At 36.9% G+C, this 14,268-nt stretch carries 16 protein-coding genes and 1 pseudogene; 14 read left to right on the top strand and 3 right to left on the bottom strand.

The features are described from left to right. Positions 1-3 precede the first annotated feature (3 nt). The 8 genes and pseudogenes from CCC20_RS09010 to CCC20_RS09045 all read left to right on the top strand — a co-directional run bounded on the left by CCC20_RS09010 (position 4) and on the right by CCC20_RS09045 (position 5,819). Positions 4-180, top strand: coding sequence for a hypothetical protein (locus CCC20_RS09010; RefSeq protein ID WP_180947046.1), 177 nt, complete (start codon positions 4-6; stop codon positions 178-180). Positions 181-184: 4 nt separating this feature from the next. Next, positions 185-439: a hypothetical protein gene (locus CCC20_RS09015; RefSeq protein ID WP_270627719.1), complete on the top strand. Its 255-nt coding sequence runs from the start codon at positions 185-187 to the stop codon at positions 437-439. Between the two features lie 17 nt (positions 440-456). Continuing rightward, positions 457-732: a DUF7365 family protein gene (locus CCC20_RS09020; RefSeq protein ID WP_117567196.1), complete on the top strand. Its 276-nt coding sequence runs from the start codon at positions 457-459 to the stop codon at positions 730-732. After that, complete coding sequence (locus tag CCC20_RS09025) at positions 729-956, top strand: phage holin (RefSeq protein WP_117575622.1); 228 nt, start codon at positions 729-731, stop codon at positions 954-956. Before CCC20_RS09020 ends, CCC20_RS09025 begins: the two co-directional genes overlap by 4 nt. A 12-nt stretch (positions 957-968) precedes the next feature. Beyond that, positions 969-1,562, top strand: a pseudogene (locus CCC20_RS09030) (GH25 family lysozyme); the annotation flags it as partial. A gap of 845 nt (positions 1,563-2,407) precedes the next feature. Further along, the gene (locus tag CCC20_RS09035) at positions 2,408-2,917 is read left to right on the top strand and encodes a PBECR4 domain-containing protein (protein WP_117567188.1); all 510 of its coding nucleotides are present in this window, start codon (positions 2,408-2,410) and stop codon (positions 2,915-2,917) included. A 442-nt stretch (positions 2,918-3,359) separates the two neighbouring features. Further along, positions 3,360-3,554 carry a hypothetical protein gene (locus CCC20_RS09040; protein WP_003063769.1) on the top strand — a complete coding sequence of 65 codons (195 nt, stop codon included), beginning with the start codon at positions 3,360-3,362 and terminating at the stop codon, positions 3,552-3,554. A 780-nt stretch (positions 3,555-4,334) separates the two neighbouring features. Next, positions 4,335-5,819 carry a peptide MFS transporter gene (locus tag CCC20_RS09045; protein WP_287180061.1) on the top strand — a complete coding sequence of 495 codons (1,485 nt, stop codon included), beginning with the start codon at positions 4,335-4,337 and terminating at the stop codon, positions 5,817-5,819. A gap of 99 nt (positions 5,820-5,918) precedes the next feature. Here the strand turns inward: CCC20_RS09045 and CCC20_RS09050 are convergent, their stop codons facing one another. Continuing rightward, positions 5,919-6,854, bottom strand: coding sequence for a dihydroorotate oxidase (locus CCC20_RS09050; RefSeq protein WP_058692788.1), 936 nt, complete (start codon positions 6,852-6,854; stop codon positions 5,919-5,921). Positions 6,855-6,918: 64 nt separating this feature from the next. Next, positions 6,919-7,950 carry a zinc-binding dehydrogenase gene (locus tag CCC20_RS09055; protein WP_058692789.1) on the bottom strand — a complete coding sequence of 344 codons (1,032 nt, stop codon included), beginning with the start codon at positions 7,948-7,950 and terminating at the stop codon, positions 6,919-6,921. Between the two features lie 168 nt (positions 7,951-8,118). On the opposite strand from CCC20_RS09055, the gene CCC20_RS09060 reads away from it, so the two are divergent. The 4 genes from CCC20_RS09060 to CCC20_RS09075 all read left to right on the top strand — a co-directional run bounded on the left by CCC20_RS09060 (position 8,119) and on the right by CCC20_RS09075 (position 11,706). Continuing rightward, the gene (locus CCC20_RS09060) at positions 8,119-8,433 is read left to right on the top strand and encodes an ArsR/SmtB family transcription factor (RefSeq protein ID WP_003063779.1); all 315 of its coding nucleotides are present in this window, start codon (positions 8,119-8,121) and stop codon (positions 8,431-8,433) included. 2 nt (positions 8,434-8,435) lie between these two features. Then, a complete protein-coding gene (locus CCC20_RS09065) occupies positions 8,436-10,319 on the top strand; it encodes a heavy metal translocating P-type ATPase (RefSeq protein ID WP_058692790.1) in 1,884 nt (627 codons plus the stop codon). Positions 10,320-10,476: 157 nt separating this feature from the next. Beyond that, complete coding sequence (locus tag CCC20_RS09070; RefSeq protein ID WP_003063783.1) at positions 10,477-10,797, top strand: DMT family transporter; 321 nt, start codon at positions 10,477-10,479, stop codon at positions 10,795-10,797. 216 nt (positions 10,798-11,013) lie between these two features. Continuing rightward, a complete protein-coding gene (locus tag CCC20_RS09075) occupies positions 11,014-11,706 on the top strand; it encodes a phosphoglycerate mutase (RefSeq protein WP_003063785.1) in 693 nt (230 codons plus the stop codon). Positions 11,707-11,996: 290 nt separating this feature from the next. Here CCC20_RS09075 and CCC20_RS09080 read toward each other — a convergent pair whose 3' ends face one another. Further along, complete coding sequence (locus tag CCC20_RS09080) at positions 11,997-12,401, bottom strand: DUF3267 domain-containing protein (RefSeq protein WP_003063787.1); 405 nt, start codon at positions 12,399-12,401, stop codon at positions 11,997-11,999. Between the two features lie 411 nt (positions 12,402-12,812). Here CCC20_RS09080 and CCC20_RS09085 point away from each other — a divergent pair, with 411 nt between their 5' ends. Beyond that, positions 12,813-13,334, top strand: coding sequence for a transcription repressor NadR (locus CCC20_RS09085; RefSeq protein WP_003063789.1), 522 nt, complete (start codon positions 12,813-12,815; stop codon positions 13,332-13,334). A 196-nt stretch (positions 13,335-13,530) separates the two neighbouring features. Continuing rightward, positions 13,531-14,085 (top strand): hypothetical protein, encoded by a 555-nt coding sequence (locus CCC20_RS09090; RefSeq protein ID WP_041972906.1) that lies wholly within the window; start codon positions 13,531-13,533, stop codon positions 14,083-14,085. Positions 14,086-14,268 lie beyond the last annotated feature (183 nt).

Here is a 14,268-nt window from a genome sequence, read left to right on the forward strand (position 1 = left end):
TTTATGAATAATAACTTTAATCAACACATTCAATCAAAGCTAGCTTTAGAAATTGCACAATTATCACTTGATAAAGCAACTCTACAAGCACAAGTCGAACAATTGCAACAACAAAATGCAGAGCTTCAACAACAATTAGAAGAAGCGACTGCACCAGAAGAAGTAGAAAAAGGAGAATAACATTATGGCACTTGAAACGATTAAAACAACACACTTATTAGGTAATTTAAAAATCGAAGAAACTCTTGTTAAACAGTATGTCGTTGATATTAATGAAAATGGTGTTTCAACGATTAATGAATATATTTATGATTCTGACTTATACGCAAAAAATCGAACAGAGTTGCGTAAACTGGAAGCAGAATTTAGAGATAAGCGCTATGAAATTGAAGATGCAATTTTAGCTGATTTAACTAAAGAAACTTCTGAACAACCTTAGAAATGAGGTTGTTTATTATGTGGAAACCTGAAATTATTAGCATGTTTTTAAGTGCGTCAGTCTCAGTATTGACGCTCTTTACTTTTTTTCAGAGCCGTATGACAAACAGTGAACGTCGCACGACGATTCTTGAAGAAAAAGATAAACAACATGATAAAGAGTTAATCGAAATTAAAAAGCGATTAGACAATCACGACAAACAGAATGAAGCACTTATCCGACTAACCACCGAAATTACCAACTTGAGTGAGAAAGTCGAAAAAATTGATAATAAATTGGAGGAGCTATCATGATTAATTGGAAATTACGATTTAAGAACAAAGCTACATTGTTAGCTATTGCTAGTACGGTGATTTTGTTAGCGCAGCAATTGGGTTTGAAACTGCCAGATAACATTGCAGATGTTGTTAACACGTTCTTGACTCTGCTAGTATTATTAGGGGTCGTCAATGACCCGACAACGGCAGGAGTTAGTGATAGTGGACAAGCAATGGACTATGCCGAACCACGAAAATAACGAGGTATCGCAATGAAGAAAAACGATTATTTTATCGACGTGTCGTCTTATCAGTCAGCTGATTTAACAGCTATTTGTCAAGCGGCTGGTACACGCAAGACGATTATTAAAGTGAGCGAGGGAACTGGCTATCTTTCACCTAATCGCCTCACACAGGCACAAACGAGTGAACCAATCGGCTATTATCACTTTGCGCGTTTTGGCGGTAACGTCAGTCAAGCGGTAGCAGAAGCGAACTATTTTTTGGCTAACTTACCAACTAAGCCAACTTACCTTGTCTGCGACTACGAAGATGATGCAAGTACATCAAAACAAGCCAACACTAATGCGGTACTAGCTTTTATGGATAGATGCGCTAGTGCGGGTTATAAACCTATTTATTATAGTTACAAACCATATACACTTAACAACATTGATTATCATCAGATTTTAGCTAAATATCCAGATTCGCTTTGGATTGCAGCTTACCCTAACTACAATGTGACACCCGACCCTATTTGGTCAATATTTCCAAGTATGGATGGGATTCGCTGGTGGCAGTTTACATCAACTGGGATTTCAGGTGGTTTAGATAAGAACGTCGTGTTACTAGATGATAACGAAACAACACAAAGTACAATTACAATCAAAGGAGAAGAAACTATGGACTTTTTATTCAATATCAAAGGTGACCCTGCTTGGAACGAAGGTACACTTTACTTTTACAACGGACACACAAACCAAGTGCGCGCACTAGCGCATGTTGATGAAATGAAAATCATTCAACAGATTTACAAAGACAACAACGGGCATGATATTCCATCTTATACATGGACTAATCAAGCTCCTTGGTATGTACGTTTCTTTAGAGCGCTGAATCCAGATTCAACATCTGCGGAGATTAAAGAAGCTATCAAAACGACTAAAGAGCAATCAAAAGCGACTGTGGATGCCATTACAGCAGAGATTGCTAAATCTAAAGATATTCCGCAAAAAGTAGAAGTTACGATTAAAGATGACAAAAAATAATATAATTAAATAGCAAACACTTTAACCCCCCTGGTCTTAATGGCTAGGGGATTTTTTGTATTTTTTTACAGTATAAATATAAGTAAAAAACGTAAAAATACTAAAAAGTTTCGTTTTTGCAAAGAAAATTTGCGTTTTTAGAAACAAAAATAAGTATTTATAAGTTGCAATAAGTTTAAAACTATGGCATAATATAGTTGCGAAGAAGCAATCGTGCTGTTCTTTGCCGTCTAGCCGTTAATCGGTAGTGTTATTAAATTCGTAGTGATACGAACACATAATTGAAGCACATTATGTGGCTTGGCAGAGCTTAAAAACTGTTCCTCGGCGATAAGCCTAAGAAGCACAATGAGGAGTTAGAGAAGCCGTTCCTCTCTAATCGTTAACCCCGCTGGAGGATTATCCAGCCGTGCTTTTTTTATTTTGTAGAAAGTTTTATTGATGTGGAGCTAAAAGAGATTCTTAATGATTATGAACTAAATTTTTGTCATAAGAAATGCACTGTGGAGACTGGATATAAGAAACTTCCAGAATTTACAGTTGTCTTTAATGCAACTAATTTATTTCATCTTTTAGGAATCCATAAGTTACACACAAGATATACAGCCACAACTTGGATTGAAGCGATTCGAAGAGGTTCTTTTGATTTAAATAAATTTTCAAAACGTCCAGAGTTTAAAGATATTATTCCAAGAATTAGAAATTATGAGTTCTTTTACGAAATTTTTTATCAAGATAAAATCAAAATTTGTTTACTTGAAAAAGATTTAAAAAGAAATACAATGAACTTGAGTGTTGTATTTTATAAGAATGAACAAAAACGTATTGTTGTTTTAGGTTTAAGAAGAGATAAATTTAATAATTTCATACCGACCACATTACATGAAAGTCGTAATAATATTTACAAAGGCTCAAGACAGACTGCTGTAAAAAGTATAACGTGGCATAACTAACCCTAGCACAAGCTAGTCCTTTTTTATTGCCGTTAAAACGGACTTATCAGCAAATTGTGGTTATAACAGAAAATAGTTTTTTGTTCCAAATATTTTATTTTCCTTTTAGGACAAATTTGGGACATAAGTTTGAAACTTATGTAGTTTTATCAATTAATTTTACTAATGTTTAAAACTTATATATCCTTATGACATACGGTTTAAATCTATTTTATATCTATATAATAGTAGAAAACTTTAAAGATGCTGTAAAATAATTTACATTTAAAAGTTCATCATATTACGCTTCGTAGCCTGATTGATGGGCTTTTTATTGTGTTATGGATATTCTGGGAACAAATAGCTTTAGAAACTTGTTGGATGGTTTGTGGTATAATTAAGCTATGAAAGTTAGTTTATTAGCTATCAAAATCAACAGAGAAAAATCAGAAGAGAGTGTGCTATGAATAAATCCCTTTTAATCGTTGTCATTTTTTTAGGTGTTTTTTCAATTTTGAAAGTTATCATGTTTATCGCTTATAGCTTTGTGATAAAACCTAAAGTAGATGAAAACGGCAAGGTTATTGAACAAGGAAAGACAGAGAAGACAGAAGAAACTCAACAAAAGGAAGATGATGACTTCTGGGACAATTGGTGATAAGAAAGTCTTTTTTTTGATACTTTCCTTAGGTGGTGCCGTCGGCAGGTTCGACAGTCCAGTGGACTGTTGAAGGAATCCAAGGAATTCCTAAGAGTCGCAGTGGTTGACTGGCAGTTCTCATTTTGCTTCGCAAAATTGCGACCAACCTAGTCAACTGTGCGGGGGTGGTACAACGAACTATGAATATTGGGATTCTGTACCACTCCCTCAAAACTTACGGGTGGCTGGTTTTATTGATGTTGCAGTCACTTTCACCACGGCGGTAAGTATCGTTTTGCTGCTCGCTTTGCTCGCAAATAATCCTAAGATTGAACAAAGACAATAATTCTTTATAACTTACTTTATTAAAAGTAGGTTTTGCCTACATTCTGGTAGTTGTCCGTTGGATGGTTTTTTTACTTGTCTAGAAATAGAAAAGTGAGTGGTGTCCATTGGGCACTTTTTTACTCGTTCATAATTAAGATGTTAGGTTAATTTTATGGGAGTTTTTATCATGAGTATCCGAAAATTAAAATTCAAGAATATAATAGGAATGTTAGAGAAGAGTTTTTCTTTCGTAATACAAAATACATTGAATGTTAGACATTGCTGATGAAAAAGTTAAAAGCTAACATGATTTAATAGCTATTTTTTGATTATTAAAAACATAACAAAATTTTTGGGTGAGAATTTAGAATATAGGATGCTTGATATTATGAGCTTTTTAGGAAATTAGTGATAAATGATGTCAGAAAAACTAACTTGATAAAGTCTAAAATTCCTTATATAATAGAGCGTATGGATAAAAAAATAGAAAAAATATTTTTTGGACAACCTAAAGCTTTGTTTACATTATTCCAAACAGAACTTTGGGAAAGATTCTCGTACTATGGCATGCGTGCCATTTTGATTTATTATTTGTATGCATCTGTTACCGCGCCTAATGCAGGTTTAGGACTTCCTAAAACCCAAGCAATGGCTATCGTTAGTATTTACGGGGCACTTGTATATCTTTCAGGAATTATCGGTGGATGGTTTGCAGACCGTATTCTCGGAGCTTCTCAAACAATTTTTATCGGTGGTATTCTTATCACTCTAGGACATATTGTCCTAGCTACTCCGTTTGGTTTAACCTCACTTTTTATTTCGCTTTTTTTGATTATTCTGGGAACAGGGATGTTAAAATCCAATATTTCAAACATGGTAGGTCACTTGTATGCAGCAGATGACCCACGTCGTGATACGGGATTTAACATATTTGTCGTTGGAATTAACATTGGTTCATTGCTTGCTCCTATTGTAGTAGGGACAGTTGGTGAGAGTATCAATTATCACCTAGGTTTCTCACTTGCTGCAATCGGAATGATTGTTGCTCTGTTTGTTTATTGGTTTGGACGTATGAAACAATTCCCAGAATTGGGAAATAAACCGTCTAACCCATTAAGTCAAGAAGAAAAACGAGGCTTATTAGTGAAGTTGGGTGTTGCTTTAGTCATTATCCTTGCTGCTGGATTCTTCGTTTATCGTTTAAATCCAGCAAACTTTGTTAATAATGTTATTAATGTTCTTTCATGGGCAGGTATTGTTATTCCATTTATTTACTTTGCGACAATGTTTACATCAAATAAAGTATCAAGTACTGAACGTAAACAATTATTAGCCTATCTTCCATTGTTCCTATCTTCGATTGTTTTTTGGCTAGTCGAAGAACAAAGCTCAACAGTTATTGCAGTTTGGGGTGAAACACGTTCAAATCTAAATCCAACTATTTTTGGTGTCACTATTCATATTGACCCTTCTTGGTATCAATTGCTTAATCCGTTATTTATCGTGATATTGACACCTGCGTTTGTATGGCTTTGGAACAAAATGGGGGACCGTCAACCATCTGCAGTTTCAAAATTTGGATTGGGTCTATTGTTGACTGGGATTTCATACCTTATTATGGCTGTGCCGGGTATCCTATATGGTACCCATGGTCGCGTGAGCTTCATGTGGTTGGTAGTGATGTTTGCAGTTCAAATGTCTGGTGAATTGTTGATTTCTCCAGTAGGTCTATCTGTTTCAACTCGCCTTGCACCGCTTGCTTTCCAATCACAAATGGTTGCTCTTTGGTTCTTATCAGACTCAACATCACAAGCAGTAAACGCCTTGATTACACCATCTTTCAATAAAGAAACCGAAGTAGCATTCTTCGGTATTCTAGGTTTAATCTGTATTGGTATTGGTGTGATATTATTTCTTGTCAAAAAACCAATTTTGAATTTAATGCGTAATGACTAAATAGGAAATAACTTATATCAAAACTTATATCTTTCTGAGGTGAAAAATAATAGAAAGAAGAAAGCATCTGGGATATTGTCTCAGATGCTTTTGTGATATTTAATCAATATATTTTAATTTGCCACGGAAATCTTCAAGGTTTTCATAGCCTTTTTCTTCCATAATGGCTTTTAGTTCATTCGTAATACGCTCAAAGACTGCTGGACCTTCTTGGTGTAAAATTGTCCCTAGTTGAACCATGCTAGCGCCACACAAGATGTGTTCGAAAGCATCACGCCCTGTTTTGACACCGCCTGTTCCGATGATTTGGATAGATGGGTTAAGGCGTTGGTAAAAAGCGTGGACATTAGCAAGCGCCGTAGGTTTGACATAGTCGCCACCAATACCGCCAAAGCCATTTTTAGGTTTGATAAGCACGGTTTCGTCTTCGATAATCAAACCATTTCCGATAGAATTGATACAATTCACAAAAGTGAGTGGAAATTGATTGAAAATCGCAGCTGCTCGGTCAAAATGAGCGATGTCGAAGTAAGGTGGCAATTTCACACCAAGTGGCTTAGTGAAATAGGTAAAAATATCTCTTAAGAGTGTTTCCGTTGTTTCAAAATCATAGGCGATTTGAGGTTTACCTGGAACGTTTGGACAAGAAAGGTTTAATTCCACCAATCCTTGGTAGTCAGAATCTTGGACGACTTTAAGAATGGTATGTGTTTCTTCTTCTGACATGCCAACAAGTGATAAGAAATGATGTTTGCTATTTGGCGTATTTTGGAGCTCTGTAACGTAGTCAAGATAATATTGAAAACCGTTATTTGGTAAGCCCATTGAGTTAATTGAACCAAGGCTAGTGTCTGCGTAACGTGGTTCAGGATTACCAGTGCGTGCTGTCAATGTTCCTGTCTTTGTAACGAAAGAACCAGCTGCAGAGGCATCAATTTCTGCCAATTCTTCACGAGTCATGCAATAAACGCCAGCGGCATTCATGAAACAGTTGTCAAAATCGAAAGCACCAATTTTTGTTACTGTAGAAACCATAAAATCCTCCAAGAATAGTGTTAGTGGCTAGAAAGACAATTCTAAGCCATCTTTATTTTACTATTTAGTTAGAAATAAAGCAAGTTGTTTCCGAACGTTTGTGATTTAAAATCATATCAACGACCAGTTTTCCTGTAATTTTTTGGTCTTTTATCAGTTGTAAAGCCTCTTTTGTTTCTTCAAATGGGAATGTTTGGTTAACAAGGGCTTTTACTTTTTGCTCTTGAACAAGTGCAAAGAGTTCTTCGGTCATTGTTGCAAGGTCTTGGGCTTGCTGAGGATTGTGTGATAAATGAGCGCCGCCAAGATTTAAGACGTCAATACTTAAGGCTCGGCTAAATAAGTCACTTGGATTGTCAATGCGTGGTGGTGAGACAATTGCAATCAGACTGCCGTTATAGGCTAGTCGCTTCAAATCTTCGGTTGATTCGTCTTTACCAATGGTATTGATAATCATGTCAACGCCAAGTCCGTCAGTGAGCTCGGCAATTCGCCTACTAACATTTTCTGTCTTGTAATCAATTACGACATCTGCACCGAGCGATTTGACAAAATCAAACTTAGCAGTTGAAGCTGTGGTATAAACTGTCAAGCCAACCATTTTGGCTAATTGAATGGCAATGCTCCCAACACCGCCACTTCCTGCATGAATGAGAATTGTTTTCTTGTTAGCGAGTGTTACTTTACGAAATAGTGCCTGATAAGCGGTCAATCCATTACAGAGTAGTGCAGCAGCGTCAGTATGAGAAATGCTGTCAGGAATTTTGGTTAATTGGTAAGCAGGGACGCTGGCAAATTCAGCTAGGCAACCTTGTTTGGTTAAATTGCCATGCCCAGCCACACGGTCACCGATTTGAAATTGAGTGACATGCTCACCAAGCTCAACGATTTCTCCGACAACATCCATACCAACGATATGTGGAAATGTCCAAGTATCGACGCCGTTTTCGATAACTTTGAAATCAACAGGGTTAAGTCCGACAGCGGTCACTTTGACGAGAACGTCGTTCGCTGAAATCTTAGGTTTTGGAATATCTATTATTGCTAAATCAGAAATTGCTCGTTGTGAGCTATCTGTAAGTGCAAAAGCTTTCATTACTACCTCCCAAAAAATTGTATATACAAAAATTGTAGCACAAATTTCTTATTTTTGAAAAAATCCAGTATTTCCTTGAAAAAAAGTGGTAAAAGTGCTATATTTTAATCATAAAACAATTGAGCAATTGTTCAAGTGTTTTATAAATTGATATTGGAGTAATTTTAGATGATAGAAGATAGCCAAACACAACAGTTGCTTGAGGGAGAGCTATTGGAAAATGTTTCAGATTTTTTCAAGGCTTTGGGAAATGGGACACGTTTACAAATCATTTGGTGCTTAAGCCAAGGTGAGTTAAAATCTAGTGAGCTGGCAGCTATTTTGCAAATGAGCCCATCAGCTATTTCACACCAATTGACCTTGTTGAAAAATCTGAAAATTGTATCTGTACGACGTGAAGGAAAAAATCAGATTTATGCTTTGGCTGATAAGCATATCAGTCAGGTTTTAGATTCTGTCGTGGAGCATTATGAGGAGGACTGACAATGTCAGAAAAAAACAAAAAATCCCTTAGACGGATTTTACTAGCGACTTTAGGATTTTTGCTAGTTTTTGGAGTGGTAAAGGCAACACAACCATCTTTACCAGTACAGGCTACACTTTACGCTATACCATATCTTATTGCTGGGTATGATGTTTTAAGAAAAGCGGTGCTGAAAATCAGTAAAGGAAAAGTTTTCAGCGAACACTTTTTGATGACGATAGCAACGTTAGGGGCATTTGTCTTGAGCTTTATAACAAATGAATCTGAGTTTGCGGAAGCTGTTTTTGTCATGATATTTTACCAAGTTGGTGAATTATTTGAACATATTGCAGAAGGTAGCAGCGAAAAATCAATTGCTGAATTGTTAAATTTACGCCCAGACCTTGTTCACTTAGAAAAAGGCGATGAGGTAGTTGATATTGACCCACAAGAAGTGCAAGAAGGGCAAGTCATTTCTATCCATCCTGGAGAAAAAGTGGCCATAGACGGTATTTTGATTACTGGTGAATCTTCTGTTGATACAGCAGCTTTGACAGGTGAAAGCTTACCACAAACGGTTCAAGTTGGTGACCAAGTGCTTTCAGGAATGATTAACATGACAGGGGTTATTCGTGTTAAAGTTTTGCATTCTGTAAAGGATTCAACGTTAAGCAAGATTCTGGATTTACTGGAAAATTCTGCTGCTAACAAGTCAAAAAGTGAGCATTTCATGACAAAATTTGCGGCTGTTTATACGCCAACTGTGGTGATTGCAGCGGTGATTTTGGCTGTTTTTCCACCTCTCGTTTCTGGTGATTTTGCTGGGAATTTTCCAGAATGGTTTAGCCGTGCATTGACTTTCCTTGTGATTTCGTGTCCGTGTGCGCTTGTGATTTCAATTCCTTTGAGCTTTTTTGGAGGATTGGGAGCTTGTTCAAAAGCAGGTGTATTGGTTAAAGGGTCTAATTATTTGGAAAGTCTAGCTTCGCTTGAGAGTTTGCTTTTTGATAAAACTGGGACATTGACAGAAGGTGTTTTTGAAGTAACGGCACTTCATCCCAATGATATTACGGATGAGCAGTTGTTACATTTAGCCAGTCATGTGGAACGTTTTTCAACTCACCCAATTGCCCAATCGCTTCGCGAAGCTTATGAAAAAGAAGCAGATGCTTGTTCCATTACAGACGTGACAGAAAAGTCAGGATATGGCGTCAGCGCTATTATTAATGGACATAGTGTTGCTGTCGGAAATACCAAATTCATGGATAGCCTAGGGGCAAAATGGAAGGTTTGTAGCAAAGTTGGAACAATCGTTCATGTTGCTATTGACGGAGCGTACGCAGGGCACATTGTGATTTCTGATTGCATCAAGTCAGACACCAAGGAAGCCTTGGAACAATTCAAACAAGCTGGCGTTAAACATCTGGTGATGTTGACAGGAGACCGTCGTGAAGTTGCTGAAAAAATCGCTGATGAGCTGGGTATCACAGACTATCAAGCGGAGCTATTGCCAACAGATAAGGTTGATGAACTTGAAAAATATCTTGCTAAAAAATCACCACGTACCACAGTTGGCTTTGTCGGTGACGGTATCAACGATGCACCAGTTTTAGCCAGAGCTGATGTTGGAATTGCCATGGGTGGTCTAGGAAGTGATGTTGCCATTGAAGCGGCAGATGTGGTTGTCATGAACGACCAATTGTCAAAGATTGCCAAAGCGATTAAGATTGCTCGCAAGACAATTCGTATTGCTCATGAAAACATCATATTCTCAATTGGTATCAAAGTTCTAGTTTTATTACTAGCGAGCCTCGGAATGGCGAATATGTGGCTAGCAATTTTTGCAGATGTGGGAGTAACGATTCTCGCAACCTTGAATGCCATGCGTACCATGACGTTGACATAAAAAATAATTTGATTTATAATAGCATCAATCATATAGAAAGCTACCACTTTCCCCGGAAAGTGGGGAATGGCGATAACATCGTTTCGTAAGGATATCCTTTTGGATAAAGAAATGGTGTTGTTGCCGTTTTTTATTTTATCAAGAAAAGGAGAGCAAAATGACGTGGATTTATTTGATTTTCGCAGGAATATTGGAGGTTGTTTGGGCAACGAGTATGAAATTAAGTGAGAATTTTAGCAGGCTTGGCTACTCAATGGTAACCATTCTTGGAATGGTTTTAAGCTTTGTCTTTTTAGCGCGTGCGTTAAAGGAACTTCCGATGAGTCTTGCTTATCCGATTTGGACAGGGATTGGTGCAATCGGAACAGTAGTTGTTGGAATTGTCTTTCTGAAAGACCAATTATCACCGCTTGCCTACCTTTTTTTGATTTTGGTTGTCATTGGGATTATCGGGTTAAAAATGACCAGCGGGCATTGAGTCTTTTAGAGAAAATTAGTAATTTTACTAGCTTTTTTATAGCTTTTTGGGTAGAATAGTAAGGGTAAGCGACTTTATTTGGTCGTAATAATTAATATGGCTAGAATGCTGAGCCAAAAATAGTCTAACTTATTAAGTCGCCGGACTGATATGCTAACACCTATTTTTCGCTGTGCGTTAATAGCCTTTGTATTACTTTAAAGGAGACTTTATCTAATGGTAAAATTGGTTTTTGCTCGCCACGGTGAGTCAGAATGGAACAAAGCTAACCTTTTCACAGGTTGGGCTGACGTTGATTTGTCAGAAAAAGGTACACAACAGGCGATCGATGCTGGTAAATTAATCAAAGAAGCTGGTATTGAGTTTGACCTTGCTTACACTTCAGTTCTTAAACGTGCTATCAAAACAACTAACCTTGCTCTTGAAGCAGCTGACCAACTTTGGGTACCAGTTGAAAAATCATGGCGCTTGAACGAACGTCACTACGGTGGTTTAACTGGTCAAAACAAAGCTGAAGCTGCTGAAAAATGGGGTGACGAACAAGTTCATATCTGGCGTCGTTCATACGATGTATTGCCACCAGCTATGGCTAAAGATGACGAGTACTCAGCACATACTGACCGTCGTTACGCTAACCTTGACGATACAGTAATTCCAGATGCTGAAAACTTGAAAGTTACTTTGGAACGTGCTCTTCCATTCTGGGAAGATAAAATCGCTCCAGCTCTTAAAGACGGTAAAAACGTCTTTGTAGGTGCACACGGTAATTCAATCCGCGCTCTTGTAAAACATATCAAACAATTGTCAGATGACGAAATTATGGATGTTGAAATCCCTAACTTCCCACCGCTTGTATTCGAATTTGATGAAAAATTAAACGTTACAAACGAATACTACCTTGGTAAATAATCTGATAGTAGATTATAAGGGGTAAAACCCTTAATATGAAAGCATTCTAGGCTATCCCCTAGAGTGCTTTTTATATTACTTATAATAAAACTAAAAAGATTGATGTACAATATAAGTGAAGCAGAGGTGGTCTAACTCCCCTTGAAACAGACTTTGTGTCTGCGGTAGGAGGTGGGGCACTTCCGCTTTTTGTTTGACAAATTTTCTTAGTCATAATGAGCATTTTATGTTAAGTGCTAAAAAACACTATTCTAAAAGAATAGTGTCAAAATTCATTTGCTAAATTTAGCTTAATTTTTACTATATATGATTAGTCCTACTGCTGTGTCTTCTGCTAAAATTTTCTTTCTGGCATATTTAATGCCAAGGAGATAGACATAGTAGAAATCACCGATACATCCTGTTGCATGTAGGCTGACAATTCCGATATAGGCAGGAAAAGATAATAAATTCATACCAAAGAGGATAGTCAGCGTTAGAGACCAAATGATAAAAGGTGCTAAGCTAATGACTATCATTTGCCATCTGTCATAAGTCACTTTTGGACAGGTAGCATATGCCGCTCCTAATTTCCAATTGATTCCAAATTTGACTTTACTTTTAGGTTTAAAGAGTTTGAAAAAGAAAGCATGGATAAGTTCATGAATGATGACAACAGCAAGTATCGCTAGTACAAAAAGAAATAATTTTCCCAAATGAATAGTGTAGGTAACATTTTCAATGGTAGGGTGTTGAATCTTTAAACCAAGTAAGTAAAAAAGATAAAAAAATAGGAAAAAAGTAGGAAGGGATATGATATTTAGCCAAATGGCTAATTTTTTGTCTTTTGTAATATTATTTCTTTTTAAATCTCCATTTTATTCTCCCGCAGAATGGCTGAGTTGCTTATAACAAGATAAATTTTTTATAGCTTTATTATAGCATAGCACAGAAAAAGTTAGTGACACGAACTAAACACTCCTTGTGTGCTTTGAGATGTTTTTCCTTTCACAATTTAATCATTTTTTGAAAAAATGCTAAATTTTATTGTGTGAGTATCTAGTGGACGTTTTTTTGAAAATTTATGGTATGATTAATAGTAAGGATTATATTTGAAGGGGGCTTTTATGAAAGCAGCAGAACGTCGTCAAAAAATTATCGATATTTTGAGCCAAACGCAAGTTCCCATTTCAGCCAGTTCTTTAGCTAGCAGGCTTGGTGTTAGTCGCCAAATTATTGTTGGTGATGTTGCTCTGTTGAGAGCAGCTAATCATGACGTGATTTCGACACCTAAAGGTTATGTGATGTCACAAGCGCTTTATTCGCACCAATTTATCGGGAAAATTGCTTGTCAACATGGTCCTGAAAGAACCAAAGAAGAATTGGACAGCATTGTTGCTAATGGTGGGATTGTGGTTGATGTTGAAGTTGAACATCCTGTTTATGGTATGTTAACAGCGCCGCTCGATATAAGAAGCGACGAAGATATTGCCAATTTTATGGATAAGGTTGAACATTCTAATGCGACACTTTTATCTTCGCTAACACATGGGATTCACACACATACGCTTTCTTGTCATTCAAAAGATGATTTTGAAGATATCAAGGAAATGTTATTAGATAAAGGCTTACTTTTGAAGTCTAACTAAACAGTTACAGGTGTCTTGACACCTGTGTTTTTTTTATTTATAATAGGCAAGACTAATTAGTGGCTCTAGGATGGTTGTTCTTGGGGAAATTAGTCTAAATAATGTCAATAGGCTTTTTTTATCGATAACATTTAAGAAGCTGATAGTGCCTTGGTTGGTAAATCAAGGTTTTGATAGATATCACAAAGGAGTTATTATGAGACGAAATCAGACAAAATCTCTTGCTTTTACAGCAAGTTTGGTTGCGTTTGGGATTCTGATTCCAATGGTTATGCCAGTTAAAGTGGTTATTGGACCTGCTTCGTTTACACTAGCAAGTCACGTACCCGTTTTTATGGCAATGTTTATTTCACCGCAAGTTGCGGTTTTAGTTGCTTTAGGAACAAGCTTAGGTTTCTTATTGGCGGGTTTTCCGATTGTTATCGTTTTGCGTGCTGTTTCTCATTTGTTATTTGCTGTTGTGGGAGCTATCTTGATTCAAAAACGTCCAAGTTTGCTTGAGAAACCTTTATCAACATTTCTTTTGGCTTTGTTCTTGAATTTCTTGCATGGCTTGGCAGAATTCATCGTTGTTTTAGTTTTGACTGCAGGGGCACAAACTGGTGCAGCTTATGTTTGGTCACTAGTTGGGCTGATTGGCTTTGGTTCTCTTGTCCATGGTTGTATTGACTTTTACATTGCTTACTACCTTTGGAAATTCCTACGAGACAAAGTCGGTGTAGATTTTTCAGTCACTTCAAAAGAAAATTAAGAGGTTGGGACAAAGTGCCCAGCTTCTTTAACTTACAAGACGCAGTAGTTTGGATTTCAACAATCTGGGGATAGATTGTTGAAGGTCGCTATCAAGAAATATTTAAACAGCGATTACCCACTTTAGTCAACTTAGAGTTTCCCATGCACAATTGATTAGGTACTTTTTGGCGCTTGCTTTGCA

The sequence above is a fragment of the Streptococcus sp. LMAG:39 genome, from assembly GCF_008680485.1.
Lineage (GTDB): Bacteria > Bacillota > Bacilli > Lactobacillales > Streptococcaceae > Streptococcus > Streptococcus pasteurianus.

Bases quoted from the DNA above. Each gene is read 5' to 3' on its own strand.
- CCC20_RS09040 (WP_003063769.1), top strand. From the start codon at position 3,360: ATGAATAAATCCCTTTTAATCGTTGTCATTTTTTTAGGTGTTTTTTCA.
- CCC20_RS09050 (WP_058692788.1), bottom strand. From the start codon at position 6,854: ATGGTTTCTACAGTAACAAAAATTGGTGCTTTCGATTTTGACAACTGT.
- CCC20_RS09085 (WP_003063789.1), top strand. From the start codon at position 12,813: ATGAAAGCAGCAGAACGTCGTCAAAAAATTATCGATATTTTGAGCCAA.
- CCC20_RS09060 (WP_003063779.1), top strand. From the start codon at position 8,119: ATGATAGAAGATAGCCAAACACAACAGTTGCTTGAGGGAGAGCTATTG.
- CCC20_RS09070 (WP_003063783.1), top strand. From the start codon at position 10,477: ATGACGTGGATTTATTTGATTTTCGCAGGAATATTGGAGGTTGTTTGG.
- CCC20_RS09015 (WP_270627719.1), top strand. From the start codon at position 185: ATGGCACTTGAAACGATTAAAACAACACACTTATTAGGTAATTTAAAA.
- CCC20_RS09055 (WP_058692789.1), bottom strand. From the start codon at position 7,950: ATGAAAGCTTTTGCACTTACAGATAGCTCACAACGAGCAATTTCTGAT.
- CCC20_RS09045 (WP_287180061.1), top strand. From the start codon at position 4,335: ATGGATAAAAAAATAGAAAAAATATTTTTTGGACAACCTAAAGCTTTG.
- CCC20_RS09090 (WP_041972906.1), top strand. From the start codon at position 13,531: ATGAGACGAAATCAGACAAAATCTCTTGCTTTTACAGCAAGTTTGGTT.
- CCC20_RS09020 (WP_117567196.1), top strand. From the start codon at position 457: ATGTGGAAACCTGAAATTATTAGCATGTTTTTAAGTGCGTCAGTCTCA.
- CCC20_RS09065 (WP_058692790.1), top strand. From the start codon at position 8,436: ATGTCAGAAAAAAACAAAAAATCCCTTAGACGGATTTTACTAGCGACT.
- CCC20_RS09025 (WP_117575622.1), top strand. From the start codon at position 729: ATGATTAATTGGAAATTACGATTTAAGAACAAAGCTACATTGTTAGCT.
- CCC20_RS09010 (WP_180947046.1), top strand. From the start codon at position 4: ATGAATAATAACTTTAATCAACACATTCAATCAAAGCTAGCTTTAGAA.
- CCC20_RS09075 (WP_003063785.1), top strand. From the start codon at position 11,014: ATGGTAAAATTGGTTTTTGCTCGCCACGGTGAGTCAGAATGGAACAAA.